The sequence below is a fragment of the Kitasatospora sp. NPDC049258 genome, assembly GCF_040678895.1.
In the GTDB taxonomy this organism is placed as follows: domain Bacteria; phylum Actinomycetota; class Actinomycetes; order Streptomycetales; family Streptomycetaceae; genus Kitasatospora.
Genome location: NZ_JBFAQT010000001.1, coordinates 95,415 through 114,118 on the forward strand (window position 1 = coordinate 95,415; position 18,704 = coordinate 114,118).

Sequence of the window (18,704 nt, forward strand, 5' to 3'; positions counted from 1 at the left end):
GGACGGCTGACCCCCGCCTGCGCGGGGAGGACTCTTTCCGACCTGCAGCGTTGTGGCGAGTTTGCAATTCCTTGGCCGGCTAGGGCGCCTGCTCCCGTTAGCGCCGGACGGGCTGGCCAGAAGCAGCCTCGCCGCGGGACCCAGGTTACGGGCAGGGCCCGCTTCCCGTCCGGCGTGATGGGGGATTCGGGCAGGCCGGACGGTCGAGGTGATGGATTGTCAGTGGCGGCTGATAGCTACTTCTCCATGACTGAGAACGACCGCAGCACTACCGAGAGTGGCGGCTTGGCCTTGGATGCCAGGCTGTGGGGCAAGAGTCGGGGGTTGTCGCGCGAGTATCCGGTGGTCTGTCATCTGCTGGACACTGCGGCCGTCGTCGGGGTGCTGTGGGACGACCTGGTCGGGCCTGTGATGCGGCGGAGGGTCGCCCAGGAGATGGGGTTGCCGGAGGATGCCTGCCGCAGGGTGATCTGCCTCTGGGCCGGCCTGCACGACATCGGCAAGATCACGGCGTCCTTCCAGGCTCAGGTGCCGGAAGCGTTCGCCGGAGTTGCCGCGGATCCGGCGTACGTGGGCTCGGCACAGGGGCTGCGGCACGAGGTCGCAACCCACTGGGCGCTGCCGGGCCTGCTGGCCGCCTGGGGCTATCCGCAGGACGAGTTGGTGCGGTATTCGACCAGCCATCAGGTCGCGCAGCTGCTCGGTGGGCACCACGGGTGTTTCGGGCAGGCGCTCCAGCAGAGGGAGCTGGCCGATCCGGTCGGCTACCAGCCGGGCCTGGGGGCGGGTGGTTGGCACGCGCAGCGGGTGGTTCATGCCGAGGCGGTGCGCAGGTTGACGGGTGCGGTGGACGTGCCGGAGGGCGTGTTGTCGGCCGGAGCGGCCGTTGTGGTGGCGGGGTTGGTGGTGGTGGCCGACTGGCTGGCCAGTCAGGAGGAGACGATCGAGGCGCGGTTGCCGTTGCCGGGCTGGTCGGGGACGGAGGGGGAGTTGGCGGTGCACTGGGGCGGGGCTGTTGCGATGGCTCCGGAGTTGGTGCGGGGGGCGGGGCTCGGCAGGGCGTCGTTCCCGGTGAAGTCGTTCGCGGAGCAGTTCCCGTTCCCGGCGAATCCGTTGCAGGCGGATCTGGCGGAGCGGCTGCCGGGGTTGGTCCTTGGTCCTGGGTTGTTGCTGGTGACGGCGCCGACGGGGGACGGGAAGACCGAGGCGGCGCTGCATGCGGCGTCGGTGGTGGCGAGGGCGGCGGGTGCGGGTGGGGTGTACTTCGCATTGCCCACGATGGCGACGGCGGACGCGATGTTCGGGCGGGTCAGGCGGTTCGCGGAGGCGAATGTCACCGGTGAGCGTGCGCTGACGCTGTTGCACAGCATGGCGTGGCTGAGTCCGGCGTACGAGGAGGTGGCCGGCGGGGAGTCGCGGGTGCTGTCGGACGGCGCGACGAGTACCGAGGCGGGCCGGTGGCTGCGGACGGGTCGGCGCGGTCTGCTGGCACCGTTGAGCGCGGGGACGATCGACCAGGCGCTGACCGGTGTGCTGCCGGTGCGGTACAACGTGCTGCGCCTGTTGGGGCTGTCGGGCAAGGTGCTGGTGGTGGATGAGGCGCATGCATACGGGCCGTGGATGCACAGTCTGCTGGTGCGGCTGCTCGAGTGGTTGGGGGCGTTGCGGTCGCCGGTGGTGCTGTTGTCGGCGACGCTGACCGGTGTGGCGGCGAGCTCGTTGGTGGAGGCGTACCGGCGGGGTGCGGGGTTCCGGGATCCGGTGACGGTGGAGCCGTGTTACCCGGGTTGGCTGTGGGTGGACGCGGTGAGCGGCCGGGTCTCGGTGGCGAGGAAGGTGGGAACGGCCAGGCCACGGACACTGGTGGCGCAGACGCGGAGGGTGCGTTGGGATGTGCGGGACGATCCGGCGTCCGCGCCGGTCGTCGGGGGTCGCCGGGAGTCGCTGCGCCGGCTGTTGGCTCCTGTGGTGGAGCGCGGCGGCTGCGTGGTGGTGTGCTGCACGACGGTCGACGAGGCGCAACGGACGTTCCTCGATCTGCAGGCTGCGCTACCGGAGTTGGCCGAGGTCGAGGGTGGGCTGCGGTTGCTGCATTCGCGGTTCCCGGCCTGGCGGCGGCAGGAGATCTCGGAGGCCTGTGAGGTCCAGTACGGGAAGCCGGCGGCCGGGGTCGCGGCGACGGTGCGGCCGGGCTCGGTGCTGGTGGCGACACAGATCGTCGAGCAGTCGCTGGATCTGGATTTCGACCTGGTCGTGAGTGATCTGGCACCGTTGGCCCAGTTGCTGCAGCGTGCGGGGCGGGGGAAGCGGCACGCGCGTGTGGGCGGCCGGCCGGTGTGGGCCGGGGCTGATGACGAGGTGCGGCTGGTGGTGCTGGAGCCGCGGGGTTCCGAGGGCGGGGTGGAGGCTCCGGGGTCGTGGGGTTCGGTGTACGACGCCTCGTTGCTGGCCCGGACAGGCGGGCTGCTGGATCGCCGGGCGGGCGCGGGGATCGCGGTTCCGGGGGATGTGCAGGGCTTGGTGGACGAGGTGTATTCCGCGGATTTCGGCGACGGACTCAAGTCGGCGGCCGAGCGGGACCTGCTGGCGGGGCTGGACGCGTACCGGATCGCCGGAGAGACGGCCGAGAAGCAGCTGGCCGCGCTGGTGGCGGTGCCCGCGCCGCGCGACGTGAGTGATCTGTCCCGCCTGAGCAGTGTCGATCTGGGGGTGACTGAGGAGTTGTTGACGACGCGGCTCGGTGCGGACAGTGGCCGGGCGGTGTGCGTGTTCGTGCAGGCCGACGGGCGGCGGTGCCTGGATGCCGCCGGGACCGTGCTGTTGCCGGTGGGTGGGGTGCCGTCGAAGGAGCACGTGGCGCTGGTGGTGCGGCACACGGTGCCGCTGCCGGGCCGTTGGCTGGTCAGCCGGGGTGAGGAGCACCAGGTGCCCGTGTCCTGGCGGTCCCGGCCGGTCCTCGAAGAGCTGGTGCTGCTTCCGGTGCGGCTGGGCGCGGATGGGCGGTGGACGTGCAGGCTCGGGGAGCGGGAGATCGAGATCTCCAGCATTGGCATTTCCGTCAAGTAGCCCTCTGTGCGCCGCACTTGTGTGTAGCGTGAGATGCGTTGGTCCCGGCTGGACGGACGTCCTGCCGGGACCGGAGCGCCCCCGCTTGCGCGGGGAGATGTGGACCAGCCGGGAGATCTGTGTGCCCCGCACGGTTCACCCCCGCTCGGTGCGGGGATCCGCCGCAGCCTACCCAGGCACGGCCGTTCACACCCAGCCCTTGACCGGAGGCAGGATGCTGCCCGGAACCACCCGGCCGGACCCGTTCAACCTGTTCGACACATCCTGGATCCCCGTCGCGTGGACCCCGGACGCCCGTGCCGCCACCGCCAACTCTCCGTTGCCGGCCGAGGTCGGCCTGCGAGACCTCCTGCTGCGCAGCCACGAGATCGAGCGGATCACCGTGTCGATTCCGCCTGCCCTGTCCGCCCTGTACCGGCTGCTGTACGCGCTGACCGCCCGGGTCACCGGCCTGGACGAGGCCGAGCCGCCGGGTTCGTCGCAGCCATGGGCGCGTCGTCGGCGCAGGATCGTGAAGCAGGGGCATCTCGATCCGAACGGTATCGAGGAGTACGTGGCAAAGGTCCACGACAGGTTCGGTCTCTTCGACGCGGCGCGCCCGTTTCTGCAGGATCCCCGGCTGGCCGCCGAGTGCGACCCGGCGAGCAGCGCCGGGGTGAACAAGCTGGTCGTGAACCGGCCCTCGGGCAACAACCATGCCTGGTTCCGGCATGTCTCCGCGCGGCATCCGGACCTGCCGACGGCGGCGGAGGCTGTTCTGCATCTGCTGGTCTGGCACTACTACGGGCCGTCCGGTCGGTGCTCGAGCCGGACCTCCGGGGCGGTGACGGCCGCGAACGCGCTGGCAGGCCCGCTGCGCAGCACGCTGTCGTACCACCCGGAGGGTGACACGCTGTTCGAGACGCTGTTGGCCGGTCTGCCGGAGCCGCAGGACGCGGTGCGCCGCGGCGAGGATCTGTGTCCCTGGGAGTGGCCGGAGTTGCCGGACCCGGCGGGGGCGCCGCCGGCGGTGAGCGGGCCGTGCTCCCGGTTGACGGCCCGTTCGCAGCACGCGCTGCTTCTGGTGCCGGATGCGTCGGGGGAGCGGGTGGCGGACGCGTTCATCACGTGGGCGTGGCGGCCGAAGATCTCCCGGGGTGAGGATCCGTTCCTGATCTGGCAGGTCAGCAAGGAGGGCAACCCGTATCCGCGGCAGGCCGACTCGCAGCGGGCGCTGTGGCGGGATCTGGACGCGCTGCTGCTGAAGAAGCCGGCCGGCAGTGCGCAGGCGGCCCGGCCCTCGGTGTTCGGGACGGCGTCGGAGGTGTCGGAGTTCCTGCGGGTGCGGGCGTTGGGGTTCGAGCAGGACGGTCAGGCCAAGGACGTGCAGTTCGTGGACGCGTCGACGCCGCCGGTGCTCGGGCTGGTGGAGGAGGCGGATCTCGCGGCCGCATTGGAGGTCGGGCGGCTGCGGGTGCTGGGGGAGCGGTATGGGACCCGGTTGGACCGGGCGGTGAAGAAGGCCTGGGCCGAGTTCACGGACGCGCCGAAGATCCGTGACTGCACGTGGGCCGTCGACGCCGGCGCCCGGTACTGGCCGGCCGCCGGGGACGAGTTCTGGCGCCGCTTGGAGGGCCGGACCTTCGAGGACGCGGCCACGTCGTTCCGGCGGATCGCCGAGCGGGTCTACGACGAGGTCACGGCCAGTGCGCTCGGCACGATGCGTGGCGCGCAGGCCTGCTCGAAGGCGCGGACCGAACTGTACGGGGGGCCTGCGAAGGCGAAGGCCCCGGTCAAGGCCGGCGCTGCCGGTCGTGGTGGCACGACGGAGGACAAGTGAGCGATGTCAGCACAGCAGTTGTTCCCGCTCCGCGGGAGGAGCCGGCCAAGGACGTCCAGGCGCTGGCAGACGAGCGGGACCTCTCAGGAGCCGGCAACCGCAGCGCGGCCGAGCGCCACAAGGCCAGAGCGTTCATCCGCTGGGTCGACCGGCTGAGCTTCGAGGATCCCGGCGCGCGCTCCGCGCTGCGCCGCGGCCGAGGAAAGGACCTGGACGCAGTCCCGTTCATGCACCGCTTCGTGGCCGGCTGGCTGACGGAGGAGCAGCTGCGTGACCCGGATGTCGAGCGGGCGTACTACACGATGGCCTCGCTGATCGCCTCGCAGCGGCGGGAGCAGTACGCGGCGGCCAAGGGCATCGCGGACGGTGACGGGGCGGCGCCGCCGGTTGGCGGCCGGCACGGGCGCAGCCTCGGGGTGGCGTTCGCGGACGCGGTCGCCAAGGGTGATGCGGGGCTGCGGGAGTCGTCGGCGCAGACGCGGCTGAATCTGCTGGCGCGGCAGAGCGTGGACGGTCTGCACCGGCACCTGCCGGGTGCGGTGCGGCAGCTGCGCGACCGGCAGGTCGAGGTCGACTGGGCACAGCTGCTGGTGGACCTCAGCTGTTGGCGCCGGCACGCGGGGGCGGTGAAGCGGCGGTGGTTGCAGGACTACTACCGGGCGCGGCTGGCCTCCGAGTACAAGGCCGCGTTGGAGGCCGACCAGGAGCTCGCCGCGTTGCAGGCGGCCGGCGACGAGCAGTCGGACACTCCGGCGACAGAGAGCTGAACGGGCGGCCCGTCGCCGGGCCGCCACACATCCGCATCGACACACCACTTCTCGGGAGAAGAGCCATCATGGCGTCGACCAGCAGCAAGGCCGCGCGATTCATCGACATCCACGTCGTGCAGAGCGTGCCGTTCGCGAACCTGAACCGCGACGACAACAACTCCGTCAAGACCGTCCGCTACGGCGACACCGACCGCACCCGGGTCAGCAGCCAGTCCTGGAAGCGGGCGGTACGCACGTACTTCCAGCAGACCGCTGGCGAGCAGGCGTTGCGGACGAGGCGGATTGGTGCGCGGGTCGCCCGGCTGTTGGAGGAGCGTGGCTGGGAGGCCGCACTGGCGCAGCGGGCGGGCCAACACGTGGCGGCCGGCAGCAGCATCAAGTTCGAAGTGGGCAAGGACTCCGCGGCCGTGTCGACCAACGCCATGGTGTACGTGCCGGAGACGGCGGTGGCCGAGCTCGCCGATCTGGCCCAGGAGCACCGGGTCGCGCTGGAGGCGGCGAAGGACATCAAGAAGGCGGCCGACAAGAGCGTCCTGCCGCAGGACCGGATCGACAAGGTGCTGCGCTCGCGCAACGGTGTGATCAACCTGTTCGGCCGGATGCTCGCGGAGGTCGACGGCGCCGGCGTGGACGGGGCGGTGCAGGTCGCGCACGCGCTGACGACGCACGGTACCGACGTCGAGCTGGACTACTTCTCGGCCGTCGACGACGTCACGTCCGCCTGGGGTGACACGGCGGGCAGCGCGCACATGGGGCACGCCGAGTTCAGCGCCGGCGTGTTCTACCGGTACGCGACCGTCGACCTGGCCGACCTGCTGCGCAACCTCGGCGGCGACAGCGCTTCGGCGCGGGAGCTGGCGGCCGGCTTCGTGGAGGCGTTCATCCTGTCCCTGCCGCAGGCGAAGAAGACCGCGACGGCCCCGCACACCATCCCCGACCTGGTGCACGTCTCGGTCCGCTCGGACCGGCCCCTGTCCTACGCCGCCGCGTTCGAGAAGCCGGTGCGCTCCGACCGCGAGGACGGCGGCTACGCGGCGGCATCCCGAGGGGAGCTGGCCCGGTACGCGAGCGCCGCCGGCAAGCTGCTCGGCGGACGCGGAGTCGTACGAGCCGGCTGGGCCAGCCTGGAGGAGAAGGACCTGGACGGCCTCGGTACGCGCAGCGACTCCTTCGCCCACCTCATCGACGCCGCGCTGGACGCCGCGCTCGGCGAGGCGACCGCGTGAGCACCACACCCGCGGACGGGCCCGGGCTGCTGCTGCACCTGGCCGGGCCCCTGCAGTCCTGGGGCGAGCGCAGCCAGTTCAACGAGCGCGACACCGCACCGTTCCCGACCCGCTCCGGGGTCATCGGCCTGCTCGCCTCCGCCCTCGGCCGTCGCCGCGGCGAGAGCATCGACGACCTCGCCGAGCTGTCCCTGACGGTTCGCGCGGACCGCCCCGGCGTCCTGCTGCGCGACCTGCACACCGTCGGCGGCGGACTCAGCGGCCGCGACACCGTCACCACCGCGGAGGGCAAGAAGCGACCGGGCGCAGCCGCGACGCTGCTGTCCCACCGTTACTACCTGGCGGACGCGGCGTTCACCGCCGCCCTCACCGGAGACCCGGACCTCCTGGCGACCTGCGCACAGGCTCTGCGGGAGCCGGTGTGGCCACCCTTCCTTGGGCGCAGGTCGTGCCCGCCCGAAGGACCCCTGACGCTCGGCCTTCTCGAGCAACCGATGCACCACCTCGTACACCTGCCGCTCGCCACCCGCCGCCGAACCGGACCGGACACCGTGCAGATCATCTTCCACGGCGACCGGCCGCTCGACCAACTGGCCCCGCCAACGTCGAGCACGCCCGCCGCCTTCGACGGCAGCACACCCGCAGGCCAGATCAACGACGACCCGCTCACCTTCCACCCCCGCCGCCGCGCCCACCGCACCCGGCCCCGCTACCAGCGCACCCTCGCCGTGCCCGCCGAACGCTGCGCCGGCCACGGCACCGCGTACCTCGAGGCCCTCGGCGACTACCTCGACCAGCACGCCCTCCACCCCGAAAGGGGCCTTACGTGAACCTGTGGCTCACCCGGATCCTGCCCGACCCCAGGAGTCGCGACGCCCGCAAGGACGCCGGCAGTGCCGTCGAGACGCACCACCGCCTCATGGCCCTGTTCCCCGACGACGTGCCCAACACCGAAGCCCGCCGCGCACTCGGCGTCCTCTTCCGCACCGAACCGGCGCCCACCGGCCACCAGATCCTCCTCCAGAGCACCCACCAGCCGGACCTCACCCGGCTACCACCCGGCTACGGTCACTCACTGACCAAGGACATCACCCCCCTGCTCGCGGCACTGCGCACCGACCTGACGGTCCGCTACCGGATCGCCGCCAATCCGATCCGCAAGCCCGGGCGCACCACCCGCGAGCTCTACAACCTGAGTTCCGTGGTGCCCCTGTCCGGACCAGCGGCCGAGGAATGGTGGCTGCGCCAGGCCGAAGCCTCCGGCCTCAAGGCGATCACCGTCCACGCCCTCCCCCTGGACGCGGCCGGCGGATCCCGCCGACAGGACGGACACCGCATCAAGCACAACCGCACCCAGTTCGACGGCACCGCGATCGTCACCGACCCCGACCAGCTGCGAACCCGCATCGTCGAGGGCATCGGCAAGGGCAAGGCCTACGGCTGCGGGCTGCTCAGCCTTGCCCCGACCCGGGGCGGCGTGTGAACAGCGCGGCCGGCCGGCCGTCGGCGGCCCGCCGAAGACTGACCTCACCGACCGTGGCGATGCTGCCGAGGGTCGCGGACTCGCTGTCCTTCCTGTACCTGGACGTCGTACGGATCGTCCAGGACGACACCGGGGTCTGCGCAGAGGTGACCAGCCCTCAACGAGGTACCGAGACGGTCTACCTTCCGACCGCGGCCATCAGCTGCGTTCTGCTCGGCCCCGGTACTTCCATCACCGCACGGGCGCTGGCCACCTTCGCCCGCCACGGCACCACCGTCGTCATCGCAGGCTCCGGCGGTGTCCGCTGCTACGCCGGGGCCGTGCCCGAGTCGCTCAGCACCACCTGGCTCGAACGCCAAGCCCGGGCCTGGGCCGACGACGAACGGCGGGCGTCGGTGGCAACGGCCATGTACGAGCAGCGCTTCGGAGCCGGCACCGTTCCACACGGCACCGGCATCGAAAAACTCCGCGGAATGGAAGGACAGCGGGTCAAGGCCCACTACCGCCTCCTCGCCCAGCAGTACCGAATCGGCCGCTTCCGCCGCGCCTACGACCCGGCCTCCTGGGACACCCAGGACCCTGTCAACCTCGCACTCTCCGCCGCCAACACCTGCCTCTACGGCATCGTGCACGCAGCCATCGTGGCGCTCGGCTGCTCGCCGGCGCTCGGCTTCGTACACAGCGGCAACCAGCAGGCCTTCGTCTACGACATCGCGGACCTCTTCAAGGCAGAGCTCACCATTCCGCTCGCGTTCTCGCTGCACAGCTCCGCGACTCCGGAGCAGGATGCCCGGCGCGGCTTCCGCGAAGGGTTGCGGCTCTTCCGCCTGCTTCCTCGCATCGTCACGGATGTCCAACGACTGCTGGCTCCGGACGCCGAGATCGATCTCCCCGACCCGACGCAGCGCATGGTCGACCTCTGGGATCCGATCTCCGGTGCCATCCCAGGGGGAGTCAACTACTCCACCGAGGGCGGCAGCTGAGATGGCCTCGATGATCGCGCTCTCGGTCAGTGCAGTTCCTGAGCACCTGCGAGGTGCACTGACCCGGTGGCTCTTGGAGGTCTCCCCGCAGCTGTACGTCGGAACGGTCTCCGCCAAAGTCCGGGACGAGCTCTGGACCACCGTTGTCGGCTGCATCGACAGCGGAGTCGCGGTGCTCACGTACCCGGCAGCCAACGAGCAAGGCTTCGAGCTCCGCACGGCGGGCACACAGCGGAGACGTCCCGTTGATCTCGATGGCCTTACCTTGATCGCCTTCTCCCCAGGCGGAGAATCAGGTCAAGCAGTTGCAAAGTAGGTGCAACGCCCCAGCTCAAAAAGGGTCCTCCCCGCGCCAGCGGGGGTCAGCCGTACGAGGGCACCTCGTCCATGACTCTGCCGGCGTCCTCCCCGCGCCAGCGGGGGTCAGCCAGCCTGGCGCTGCACCCGGACGACGTCCAGACCGTCCTCCCCGCGCCAGCGGGGGTCAGCCACTGCAGGATGGCCCGCGCCGTTGGCTCGGGCTGTCCTCCCCGCGCCAGCGGGGGTCAGCCGGCGGATCTCACGCTCGGCGCGACCACCGACATGTCCTCCCCGCGCCAGCGGGGGTCAGCCGGCGGCGGACGCCGCGCAGCCGCCGGCGGAGATGTCCTCCCCGCGCCAGCGGGGGTCAGCCGGCGCTCGCTCCGATCGCCGGCCCGGTGCTCGGGTCCTCCCCGCGCCAGCGGGGGTCAGCCGCTGTCCGAGTCCAGCCAGAAGGCGGCGCCGAAGTCCTCCCCGCGCCAGCGGGGGTCAGCCGCAGCTGGCTTCCCAGACGGTCCCGACCACCGGGTCCTCCCCGCGCCAGCGGGGGTCAGCCGCCGACGGATGGTCCGGTGGAGGTGATCCCTCCGTCCTCCCCGCGCCAGCGGGGGTCAGCCGTCGACCAGGGCCGCCAGACCCCGCACCGTAAAGTCCTCCCCGCGCCAGCGGGGGTCAGCCGACATCGCCGGTGGCGATCGCGCTGACGATGACGTCCTCCCCGCGCCAGCGGGGGTCAGCCGCGCAGCACTTCGCCCCCTTCGAGTCGGGAGCCGTCCTCCCCGCGCCAGCGGGGGTCAGCCGATCCCCGGCGGCGCCGAAGGCATCGTCAACCAGTCCTCCCCGCGCCAGCGGGGGTCAGCCGGGCGGGGACCCGGCGAAGCTCGCCGAGGAGATGTCCTCCCCGCGCCAGCGGGGGTCAGCCGGAACGGCTGCAGCGCGGCGATCCGGTGCAACAGTCCTCCCCGCGCCAGCGGGGGTCAGCCGCGCTCCGAGGCCCAGTCCCAGTTCGCCCTCGCGTCCTCCCCGCGCCAGCGGGGGTCAGCCGCCCACCGCCGCCTGTACTGGTCCGTAGCCCCGGTCCTCCCCGCGCCAGCGGGGGTCAGCCGCGCGTCAAAACGATTGACGCCATGCGTCAAGAGTCCTCCCCGCGCCAGCGGGGGTCAGCCGGCGGCCTGAGTGCACACCGGCTACTACCTCGGGTCCTCCCCGCGCCAGCGGGGGTCAGCCGGCGCTCCGACGCCCCGGGCGCCTTCAACAGCGGTCCTCCCCGCGCCAGCGGGGGTCAGCCGGTCGACGCTCTGGCGAAGCAGGTCGCGGCGCTGTCCTCCCCGCGCCAGCGGGGGTCAGCCGCCGTCACCGTCGCGGGCGCGAGCGTCGTCCTGGTCCTCCCCGCGCCAGCGGGGGTCAGCCTCCACCAGCGGGAACGCCGCCCCGCAGTCCGCGGTCCTCCCCGCGCCAGCGGGGGTCAGCCGTAGCCGACGGGGACCGGCCGGAGTCGGGCCACGTCCTCCCCGCGCCAGCGGGGGTCAGCCGGCCGTCAAGGTCCAGAGCTTCCGCGACGGCACGTCCTCCCCGCGCCAGCGGGGGTCAGCCGCGGATCCGGGATCTTGTGACCGACCCCACCCCGTCCTCCCCCGCGCCAGCGGGGGTCAGCCGCCCGGCCCCGGGCTCGCCGCGTACCTGGAGGCGTCCTCCCCGCGCCAGCGGGGGTCAGCCGACATGGAGCACGGACACTGGACCCCGCCCAACGTCCTCCCCGCGCCAGCGGGGGTCAGCCGCACTTGCTGGTCTCTCATGACCTCTCCTCAGTGTCCTCCCCGCGCCAGCGGGGGTCAGCCGCCCCAGTGCCTCGACCGCGGAGGCGGTCAGCAGTCCTCCCCGCGCCAGCGGGGGTCAGCTGGCCGACATGACCACCGACGACTCCGCGTACACGTCCTCCCCGCGCCAGCGGGGGTCAGCCGCTCAAGGCGCGCGAGTTCATGAAGCGCGACAAGTCCTCCCCGCGCCAGCGGGGGTCAGCCGACGAACGTGCGGATCGGCACCATCGACAGCATGTCCTCCCCGCGCCAGCGGGGGTCAGCCTTCATAAGGCTCCCTCCCCCAGGTCATCTCATCGTCCTCCCCGCGCCAGCGGGGGTCAGCCGGGGGCCCATGGCCGACATGTCCACGGCACTCGTCCTCCCCGCGCCAGCGGGGGTCAGCCGTTGGGCACGTGGTACAGACCCATGTCGCTCGGGTCCTCCCCGCGCCAGCGGGGGTCAGCCGTCTCCGACGACGACAGTGGTCGCGGCCTGCTGGTCCTCACCGCGGCCGAACGGGATGACCTCGCGTCCTCCCCGCGCCGGCGGGGGGCAGCCGGGGAGCCCGGCGTTCGAGGCGTTCCTGGACTAGTCCTCCCCACGTCAGCGGGGGTCAGCCGTGACGGTGCGGCAGGCCTGCGTCATGAAGGAGGTCCTCCCCGCGCCAGCGGGGTCAGCCGTACAGGCGTCGCAGCAGCTGGGCCGCCTCGGGGGTCAGCTGTGACCGTTCGCGACAGATGGCGGAGCCGCCGAGACCATCACCGCCTCGCAAGCTGTCACCGAGATCGGTACGGCGTGGAGCGGCCACGGGGATGGCTGCTTGGCGCCTGCGTGCCGGTGCGGTGGTCCCGGTGGCGGGCTGCGGCCGGCGAAGTGGGCCGTGCGGGCTGATGGAAGATCAGCCCGCACGGCGGCCGACCGTGGTGCTGCACCCGCTCTCAAGCTGGTGCGGCCTGCCAGGTGGGCGGGAAGCAGCGGAATTCGGATCCTCTTCGCGGATCGGGACCTACGCGCCGGCCGTCTCCAGGGTGGCGAGCCAGAGCGGGCTGTCGACGTAGTGGTTGTCATACAGCTCGGAGGATTCCTTGATCTCCTGCGGGCTCGCCTCGCCGCGCATGACCCGGCCGAGCAGGCGCAGGTAGTCGAAGCGCGGCATGCCGGGTGTGAAGGTGAACAGCACATCGGCGGTGGAGCCGGGGGCCGCGGCGAAGGCGTGGGGGGTGTGCGGGGGGACGAGCAGGAAGTCGCCCTCGTTCAGGGTCTTCACCTCGTCGTCCACCAGTACCTGGAGCGCGCCGTCGATGACGAAGAACAGCTCTGAGGCTCGGGTGTGGAAGTGGGCCGGGGCGCCGACCGCTCCCTTGGCGAAGGTGGAGCGGTAGCTGGTGATCGGGCTGCCGTCGGTGCCGCAGTCGGCGAGCAGGGTCATCGTGCTGCTCGGGTCGCTGGTGGTCTCGGCCTCGGCGGCGCGGGTCAGGACGGGCTTCGGGGTGTTGGTGGTCATGGTGGTTTCTTCCCTGGTCGGAGGCCGTTTCGGTGTTCCGTTCCGGCCTTGTGTCCACATCTCTTCGGAGGCATTCATGGGTCGCTTGGAGAGCGCGGGTGGGGCCCGGGCTGTCGTCTGCGGGCGCTTCACGCGGCGGCGGGCTGGAGTTGGTGGGTCACCAGGGGGCGGACCTTGCGTAGGCGGCGTGCCGTTCGGCGGTCCAGGTCCGTGTGTCGGCGCCCATCGCTTGGACGGTGGCGAGTTCCTTTCGCTTTCCAGCGGCGTCCGGGCGGCCGAGCAGCGCGTGGTGGGCGGGTGGCCGGCGCCGGAGCGGCGCAGGGTCTTGCCGGTGCCGCGCATGTCCCAGCGCGCGATCGTGAAGTGCGTCTCCCAGGTCCGGGTGCGGGGTCCGTGGATGGCGTTCGAGGCGCCGGGGCCGCCGATAACCGAGGAGCAGCAGCGGGCCACCCGCGTCACGCGGCGCTGATGGCTGCGGTGACCGGCGCGGATCCGAGCGACGAGGGTGCGGCGTAGTCGCGCAGCCGGATGGGGCTGGTGCGGGTGTTCTCGGGGGATTGGGCGGCCAGCATGTCCAGGATCTCCTGGGTGGGGGCGGGCATGAAGAACCGCTCCGCGCCCTCACGCCCCAGGCGCTGATGCTCCGTCACGTAACCGCGCATCTCGCGCTCGTACGCGGCGAAGGCCGTGGTGTGGTCGCCTCCGGAGGCGGCGAGTTCGCCGGCCAGGATGTAGGCGCCGATCAGGGCCTGGGAGGTGCCGCGGCCGGAGGTCGGGCCGGCGCAGTAACCGGCGTCGCCGAGCAGCACGATCCGCCCCCTGGACCAGGTGTCCATCTCCACCTGGGCGTTGGCGTCGAAGAAGAAGTCGGGTGCCTGCGCCATCTCGTCGAGCAGGCGCGGGATCTCCCAGCCGTCGGCGGCGAAGCGTTCGGCGATGATCCGCTGCTGCCCGGCGCGGTCGTGGCGGTCGTACTCCAGGTGCTCGGCGGCGAGGTGGAAAGCGGCGCGGGCCTCGGTGTTGGAGCGGGCGGTGAAGATGTTGGCGGCCTTGCCCGGGGCGGCGTAGAGCCGGCCGGTGTTCTTGAGGCCGAGGTAGTTGTCCAGGCTGAAGATGGCGGTGTAGATGCCGAGGTGGCGGACGAACTGCTCCTCGGGGCCGAAGGTGAGCGCGCGGGTCCGCGAGTGCAGTCCGTCGGCGCCGACGACCAGATCGAAGCGGCGGGGGGCGCCGCGCTCGAAGGTGACCTCGACGCCGTGCTCGTCCTGGGTCAGGCTCGCGATGGAGTCCGCGAAGATGTACTCGACGTCGTCGCGGGTGGCCTCGTACAGCATCCTGGTCAGATCGCCCTTGAGGACCTCCAGGTCACCGGCGAAGATCACGGCGGGAAGGGTCGCGTACTGGCGGCCGTCGGCGTCCACCAGCGCCGCGTCGCCCATCGCGGTGTCCAGTGCGCGGATGCGCTCCAGCAGGCCCATCCGCTCCAGCACGTCCAGCGCCTCTCCGCGGAAGTCCACCGCGTAGCCGCCCTCGCGTACCGCTTCGGCACGCTCCACCACGGTGGGGGTGAAGCCGTGGCGGCGCAGCCAGTAGGCGAGCGCGGGGCCGGCCACGCTGGCGCCGGAGATCAGCACGGTGCGGGCGGCGGTGGGGGTGGTGGTCATCTCTGGTTCCTCTCTCAGGGGCTATGCGTACAACGTACGAGCGACAGGATCCCTTGTGAAGTGGGAAATTGAGGAAGGAGTCCTAGTGCACTAGGCTTCGCGTACTAGTACACCAAGGAGTGCCTCGTGTCCGCTCAGCCGCCGTACGCCAAGATCGCCGCCGAACTGCGGAACCGCATCGAGACCGGCGAGCTGCGCCCGGGCGACCGGGTGCCCTCCACCAGGGCGCTCACCCAGCGGTGGGGGGTCGCCATGGCCACGGCGACCAAGGCGCTGGCCGTCCTGCGGCAGGAGGGTCTGGTGCGAGGGGTGCCCGGGGTCGGCACCGTGGTCTGCGCCGTTCCCCGTGCGTCGCGGACGGACGGGCCGCCGTCGGGCCGGCGGACGGACGGTCCGGCGGAGGAGTCGACCGCGCGCCGGCGCCTGGTGCGGGCGGGGATCGCGATCGCCGACGCGGAGGGCGCGGCCGCGCTCACCATGCGGCGCCTGGCCGCCGAACTCGGCACCTCGGCGATGTCGCTGTACCGGCACGTGCAGAACCGGGACCAACTCCTCGCATTGATGGTCGACGCGGCCTACGCACGGGCACCCCTGCCCACTCCCGCCCCGCCCCACTGGCGGTCCCGCCTGGAGCTCTCGGCCCGGGCCCAGTGGCGGCTCTACCAGGAGCACCCCTGGCTCGCGGCCACGATGAACCTCGCCCGCCCGCTGCTCGCACCCAACGGCATGCGCCATGTCGAGTGGGCTCTGGCGGCCCTGGAGGGCCTCGGCCTCGACGCCGACACCCGGATGCACGCGGCAGTTTCGCTCTTCGGGTTCGTCCGGGGCTGCGCGGTCGACCTCGCCGCCGAGCAGGAAGTCGGCCGTACCAGCGGAGTCACCGGCGACCAGTGGATGCAGGTCCAGGAGGCCCGGATGGCCGCGCTGCTGTCGGACGGCACCTACCCCGCGTTCACCGCCGCCCGCGCCGACCCCGGCCTGGACCTGTCCGGCGAATCCCTGTTCACCTTCGGGCTCGACCGCCATCTCGACGGCTTGGCTGCTCTGATCGCCGCCGTGGAAGACGGCGGCCGCCGCTGACCGTAGCCGAGCGCGTGTCCAAGCGATGTCCCATCAGGTGACCGCCCATGGGGGAAGCTAACCGGCCGCTGACACCCGGGGCTGCCAGCCAGCATGAACAGGCCCCGCCAACTGCCTTGCACAGAAGTACCGTGAACTGCGCGGATTCCCCAGGCGATCCGCCAACTATCGCGAACGGTCACATCAGCCGGTAGCGGCTTGGAGGTGGACCGGGCCGGCGACGTTGAAGCCTCGTCGAGGACCACCGCGAGAGCCGGTGCGTCCGGCCCGGTCAGAACCGGTGCTGGCGGCTCGGTCGAGCGGCGACGAACTCGGCGATCTGCTCCTCGTCGGCGCTCTCGTTCTGTGCCCGGAAGAGCGCGGCGGCGTGCTCCGGCGTCTGCAACAGCCCGGAGATCAGGCTGACCTGCTCGCCGACAGCCCCCGCCCCGATCAGGCGCTGAGCGGTCGGTCCGTGCTGGGGCTGGGGCTGAGGACGTGGGCGTGGAAGAGGTCGGGGCGGGTGAGGTTGATGAAGTGGTCGGCGCCCTCGACCACGCGTCGGCGGGCGTCCGGTACGCCGGCGGAGATCCGGGCGGCGCAGCGGTGGGTGTAGGGGGTGTCGTGTTCGCCGACCAGGATCAGGGTGGGCGCCTGCACCTCGGTCAGGTGGGTGATGGCCGGGCGGGCGGGCTCCAGCGGTTCGGCGGGGTGCCCGAGGAGGAAGTCGGGGGAGCCGGCGTAGATCCGGGCGAGCCAGGCACGTTGGGCGGGGGTGGCGCGGGCGGCCCAGACGTCGAGGTCAGCGGTGATGGCGGCAGCGAGGTCGCCTCGGGCAACGGCTTCGCTGCGGGGCGCGAGGGCGTTCAGGAGGGCGTCCATGGCGGCCCGCTCGACGGGATCCGGGTCGGGGAGGTGGAGGGCGCAGCCGACCAGGACCAACCGGTCGACCCGGTCCGGGTGTTGGACGGCGAAGTCGAGAGCCTTGCGGCCTCCGTCGGACGAGCCGACCAGGGTGGCGCGGGGGATGCCCCAGGCGTCGAGAACGGCGAGCAGGTCGGCGGTGCAGGACCAGGGTTCGGTGGCGCGGGAGGAGTGGTGTCCCACGCCGCGGTCGTCGTAGCGGGTGACGCGGTGCCGGGCGGTCAGGGTGGGGAGATTGGGCTCCCACATCCGTAGGTCCATCGAGCCGGCGTTGAGCAGGACCAGGTCCGGGCCGGCGCCGGTGCGGGTGGTGTGGATCCGCCCGCCCGGTACCTTGACGTGCTGGTGGTGATCGGCACCCATCGTCTACTCCGCTCCGTGGCACGGGCCGTGTGCCCGGGCAGCAGAGCATGCGGCTGTTCCCGCGTTCAACCGACTTACGGGATCAGCCGGTGGCGGCCTGGAGGTGGACCAGGCCGGCCACGTTGAAGATGACGATGGTGTCGACGGCGGTGCCGGGCGTGGTGGGGGAGGCGGTGTTCGCGCCGGCGGGGAAGAGGATCCGCGGCCCGTCGCCGCCGAAGGTCGCATGCTCGCCCGGGTTGATCAGGATGCCCGCGGTGGAGAGGGCGTTCTCCGGCCCCTTGCTGCCTTGGAGGGTGGCCCGTCCGTACTCGGTCGTGCTGATCAGGTTCAGGTGCTCCGGGACGCTGCCCTCGTTGCGGACGGTGAGCGTCAACTCGGCCGCCCCGGAGGCCGGGTCGCGGTGCAGCACCGCGTCGGTCAGCTCCAGGTGGGCCCGGGAGCCGCGAACGGAGAGCGAGCCGATCGGCGCCGACGACGCCTGGGTGGACCCGTCCGGGGAGGCGGTGCCGGAGCTGCACGCCGTCAGCAGGGCGAGCAGCGCGGCTGCCAGCGGGAGGGCGCCGGGCTCGGGTCGCCCTGGGCAGGGCGGAATTGCGTTCCATGCCTGCATTATTGGCGTTCCTTATGCCGGGCACGGCAGCGCCGGGCCGGTATCAGGCTTCGCCGAATTCGCCGGTGGCGGTGGCGTGGACGAAGCGGGCCCAGGTGGTGGTGGGGAAGTGCAGGGCGGGGCCGTCGGGGTTCTTGGAGTCGCGGACGGGGACGGTGTCGCCGAGGTTGTAGGCCACCTCGACGCACTGGCCACCGTCGCCGCCGCTGTAGCTGCTCTTGAACCATCGTGGAGTGGACCGGCCGGTGGGCTGGGGGCTCATGTTGAGGAAACCTTCCATCGCGCGCCGGATCAGGAGTGCCGATTCGCGGGGCGAGAGTGCGTCGGCCGACAACCGATCATAGACCCCGGAGCGCTCCGCCAACTGGACCGGATCACGCGAGAAATGGCCCTTCCCGATGCTCTCGGTGTAGAGCCATTGGGTCGCATCCTCCAGTGTCACCAGGGTGAATGTCGAAGTGGAACGAGTCCGCTCTCCGAGGCTGAACGGCGCCACCTGCACGATGATGTTGGGACGTCTCGCGACCCGCAGCAAGTGGGCCAGTTGGCGGTGCATCACCTGCGGGCCGCCGACCACGCGCCGGATCGCCGCCTCGTCGAGCACCACCACGAGCGACGGGGGGTTGTCGGAACTCAGGAAACGGTGCTGCCGACTCAGCCGTGCGGCCACCCGCTCTGCGATCACGCTGTCGTCGGCGTCCTCGTCCTGGGCGCGGAACAGCGCGGCTGCGTACTCCGGCGTTTGCAACAAGCCTGAGATCAGGGTCATCTGATACTCGCGGAGCAGTGTCGCCTCGGCCTCCATCGCCGCGTACCGCCGGAACCAGTCGGGATGCTCCACCTCCGCGTACCAGGCCACCTCGTCCCAGGCGCGGGCGAGTCGGCCGCCGGTGTCGAGGATGGCGTCGCAGCGCTCGGCGAAGTCGCGTTGCGGCACTCGGTCCATGCTCTCGATCCGGGAGATCAGCGACGGGTGGCAGGGGACCCGGCGGGCCACCGACGTCGCCGTCTCGCCGGCTCCGGCGATCAGGTCGCGCAGGAGCCAGGAGAAGCTCTCCGGCCGCAGGGTGCCCCGACTGCGCACCTGCTGACGGTTCCTCATGGTGTGACCCCCTCGTCAACGCCACTGTT

The 18,704-nt window shown here is 71.8% G+C and carries 15 protein-coding genes and 1 CRISPR repeat array; of the genes, 9 read left to right on the forward strand and 6 right to left on the reverse strand.

Features of this window, described 5'->3' with window-relative positions; all coding sequences use genetic code 11:
* Nucleotides 1–246: 246 nt before the first annotated feature.
* From cas3 to cas2e, 8 genes are all read left to right on the forward strand, one after another.
* Complete coding sequence (gene cas3, locus AB0K43_RS00490) at nucleotides 247–3,066, forward strand: CRISPR-associated helicase Cas3' (RefSeq protein WP_363634337.1); 2,820 nt, start codon at nucleotides 247–249, stop codon at nucleotides 3,064–3,066.
* A gap of 214 nt (nucleotides 3,067–3,280) precedes the next feature.
* Nucleotides 3,281–4,885, forward strand: a complete 1,605-nt coding sequence (casA, locus tag AB0K43_RS00495) for a type I-E CRISPR-associated protein Cse1/CasA (protein ID WP_363634338.1) — start codon at nucleotides 3,281–3,283, stop codon at nucleotides 4,883–4,885.
* Nucleotides 4,882–5,652: a type I-E CRISPR-associated protein Cse2/CasB gene (gene casB / locus AB0K43_RS00500; protein WP_363634339.1), complete on the forward strand. Its 771-nt coding sequence runs from the start codon at nucleotides 4,882–4,884 to the stop codon at nucleotides 5,650–5,652. Before casA ends, casB begins: the two co-directional genes overlap by 4 nt.
* Nucleotides 5,653–5,720: 68 nt before the next feature.
* Nucleotides 5,721–6,881, forward strand: a complete 1,161-nt coding sequence (cas7e, locus tag AB0K43_RS00505; protein ID WP_363634340.1) for a type I-E CRISPR-associated protein Cas7/Cse4/CasC — start codon at nucleotides 5,721–5,723, stop codon at nucleotides 6,879–6,881.
* On the forward strand, nucleotides 6,878–7,711 hold the full coding sequence (gene cas5e / locus AB0K43_RS00510; protein WP_363634341.1) for a type I-E CRISPR-associated protein Cas5/CasD: 834 nt from the start codon (nucleotides 6,878–6,880) through the stop codon (nucleotides 7,709–7,711). Before cas7e ends, cas5e begins: the two co-directional genes overlap by 4 nt.
* Complete coding sequence (cas6e, locus tag AB0K43_RS00515; RefSeq protein WP_363634342.1) at nucleotides 7,708–8,364, forward strand: type I-E CRISPR-associated protein Cas6/Cse3/CasE; 657 nt, start codon at nucleotides 7,708–7,710, stop codon at nucleotides 8,362–8,364. The genes cas5e and cas6e overlap by 4 nt, the downstream gene beginning before the upstream one ends.
* 59 nt (nucleotides 8,365–8,423) lie before the next feature.
* Nucleotides 8,424–9,347, forward strand: coding sequence for a type I-E CRISPR-associated endonuclease Cas1e (cas1e, locus tag AB0K43_RS00520; protein WP_363634679.1), 924 nt, complete (start codon nucleotides 8,424–8,426; stop codon nucleotides 9,345–9,347).
* A gap of 1 nt (nucleotide 9,348) precedes the next feature.
* The gene (gene cas2e, locus AB0K43_RS00525) at nucleotides 9,349–9,663 is read left to right on the forward strand and encodes a type I-E CRISPR-associated endoribonuclease Cas2e (protein WP_363634343.1); all 315 of its coding nucleotides are present in this window, start codon (nucleotides 9,349–9,351) and stop codon (nucleotides 9,661–9,663) included.
* A gap of 24 nt (nucleotides 9,664–9,687) precedes the next feature.
* A CRISPR array of direct repeats spans nucleotides 9,688–11,912; the repeat unit is 29 nt; unit sequence GTCCTCCCCGCGCCAGCGGGGGTCAGCCG.
* 540 nt (nucleotides 11,913–12,452) lie between these two features.
* On the opposite strand, the gene AB0K43_RS00530 is transcribed toward cas2e, so the two are convergent.
* Nucleotides 12,453–12,950, reverse strand: a complete 498-nt coding sequence (locus AB0K43_RS00530; RefSeq protein WP_363634344.1) for a cupin domain-containing protein — start codon at nucleotides 12,948–12,950, stop codon at nucleotides 12,453–12,455.
* Nucleotides 12,951–13,405: 455 nt separating this feature from the next.
* Nucleotides 13,406–14,614: an FAD-dependent monooxygenase gene (locus AB0K43_RS00535; RefSeq protein WP_363634345.1), complete on the reverse strand. Its 1,209-nt coding sequence runs from the start codon at nucleotides 14,612–14,614 to the stop codon at nucleotides 13,406–13,408.
* A gap of 126 nt (nucleotides 14,615–14,740) precedes the next feature.
* On the opposite strand from AB0K43_RS00535, the gene AB0K43_RS00540 reads away from it, so the two are divergent.
* A complete protein-coding gene (locus AB0K43_RS00540) occupies nucleotides 14,741–15,694 on the forward strand; it encodes a TetR/AcrR family transcriptional regulator C-terminal domain-containing protein (RefSeq protein WP_363634346.1) in 954 nt (317 codons plus the stop codon).
* A gap of 271 nt (nucleotides 15,695–15,965) precedes the next feature.
* On the opposite strand, the gene AB0K43_RS00545 is transcribed toward AB0K43_RS00540, so the two are convergent.
* From AB0K43_RS00545 to AB0K43_RS00560, 4 genes are all read right to left on the reverse strand, one after another.
* Entirely contained in the window at nucleotides 15,966–16,130 is a 165-nt protein-coding gene (locus tag AB0K43_RS00545) for a Scr1 family TA system antitoxin-like transcriptional regulator (RefSeq protein WP_363634681.1), read from the reverse strand.
* Nucleotides 16,127–16,960, reverse strand: coding sequence for an alpha/beta fold hydrolase (locus AB0K43_RS00550; protein WP_363634347.1), 834 nt, complete (start codon nucleotides 16,958–16,960; stop codon nucleotides 16,127–16,129). The genes AB0K43_RS00545 and AB0K43_RS00550 overlap by 4 nt, the downstream gene beginning before the upstream one ends.
* Nucleotides 16,961–17,042: 82 nt before the next feature.
* A complete protein-coding gene (locus tag AB0K43_RS00555) occupies nucleotides 17,043–17,573 on the reverse strand; it encodes a hypothetical protein (RefSeq protein ID WP_363634348.1) in 531 nt (176 codons plus the stop codon).
* A 43-nt stretch (nucleotides 17,574–17,616) separates the two neighbouring features.
* On the reverse strand, nucleotides 17,617–18,675 hold the full coding sequence (locus AB0K43_RS00560; protein ID WP_363634349.1) for a Scr1 family TA system antitoxin-like transcriptional regulator: 1,059 nt from the start codon (nucleotides 18,673–18,675) through the stop codon (nucleotides 17,617–17,619).
* Nucleotides 18,676–18,704 lie beyond the last annotated feature (29 nt).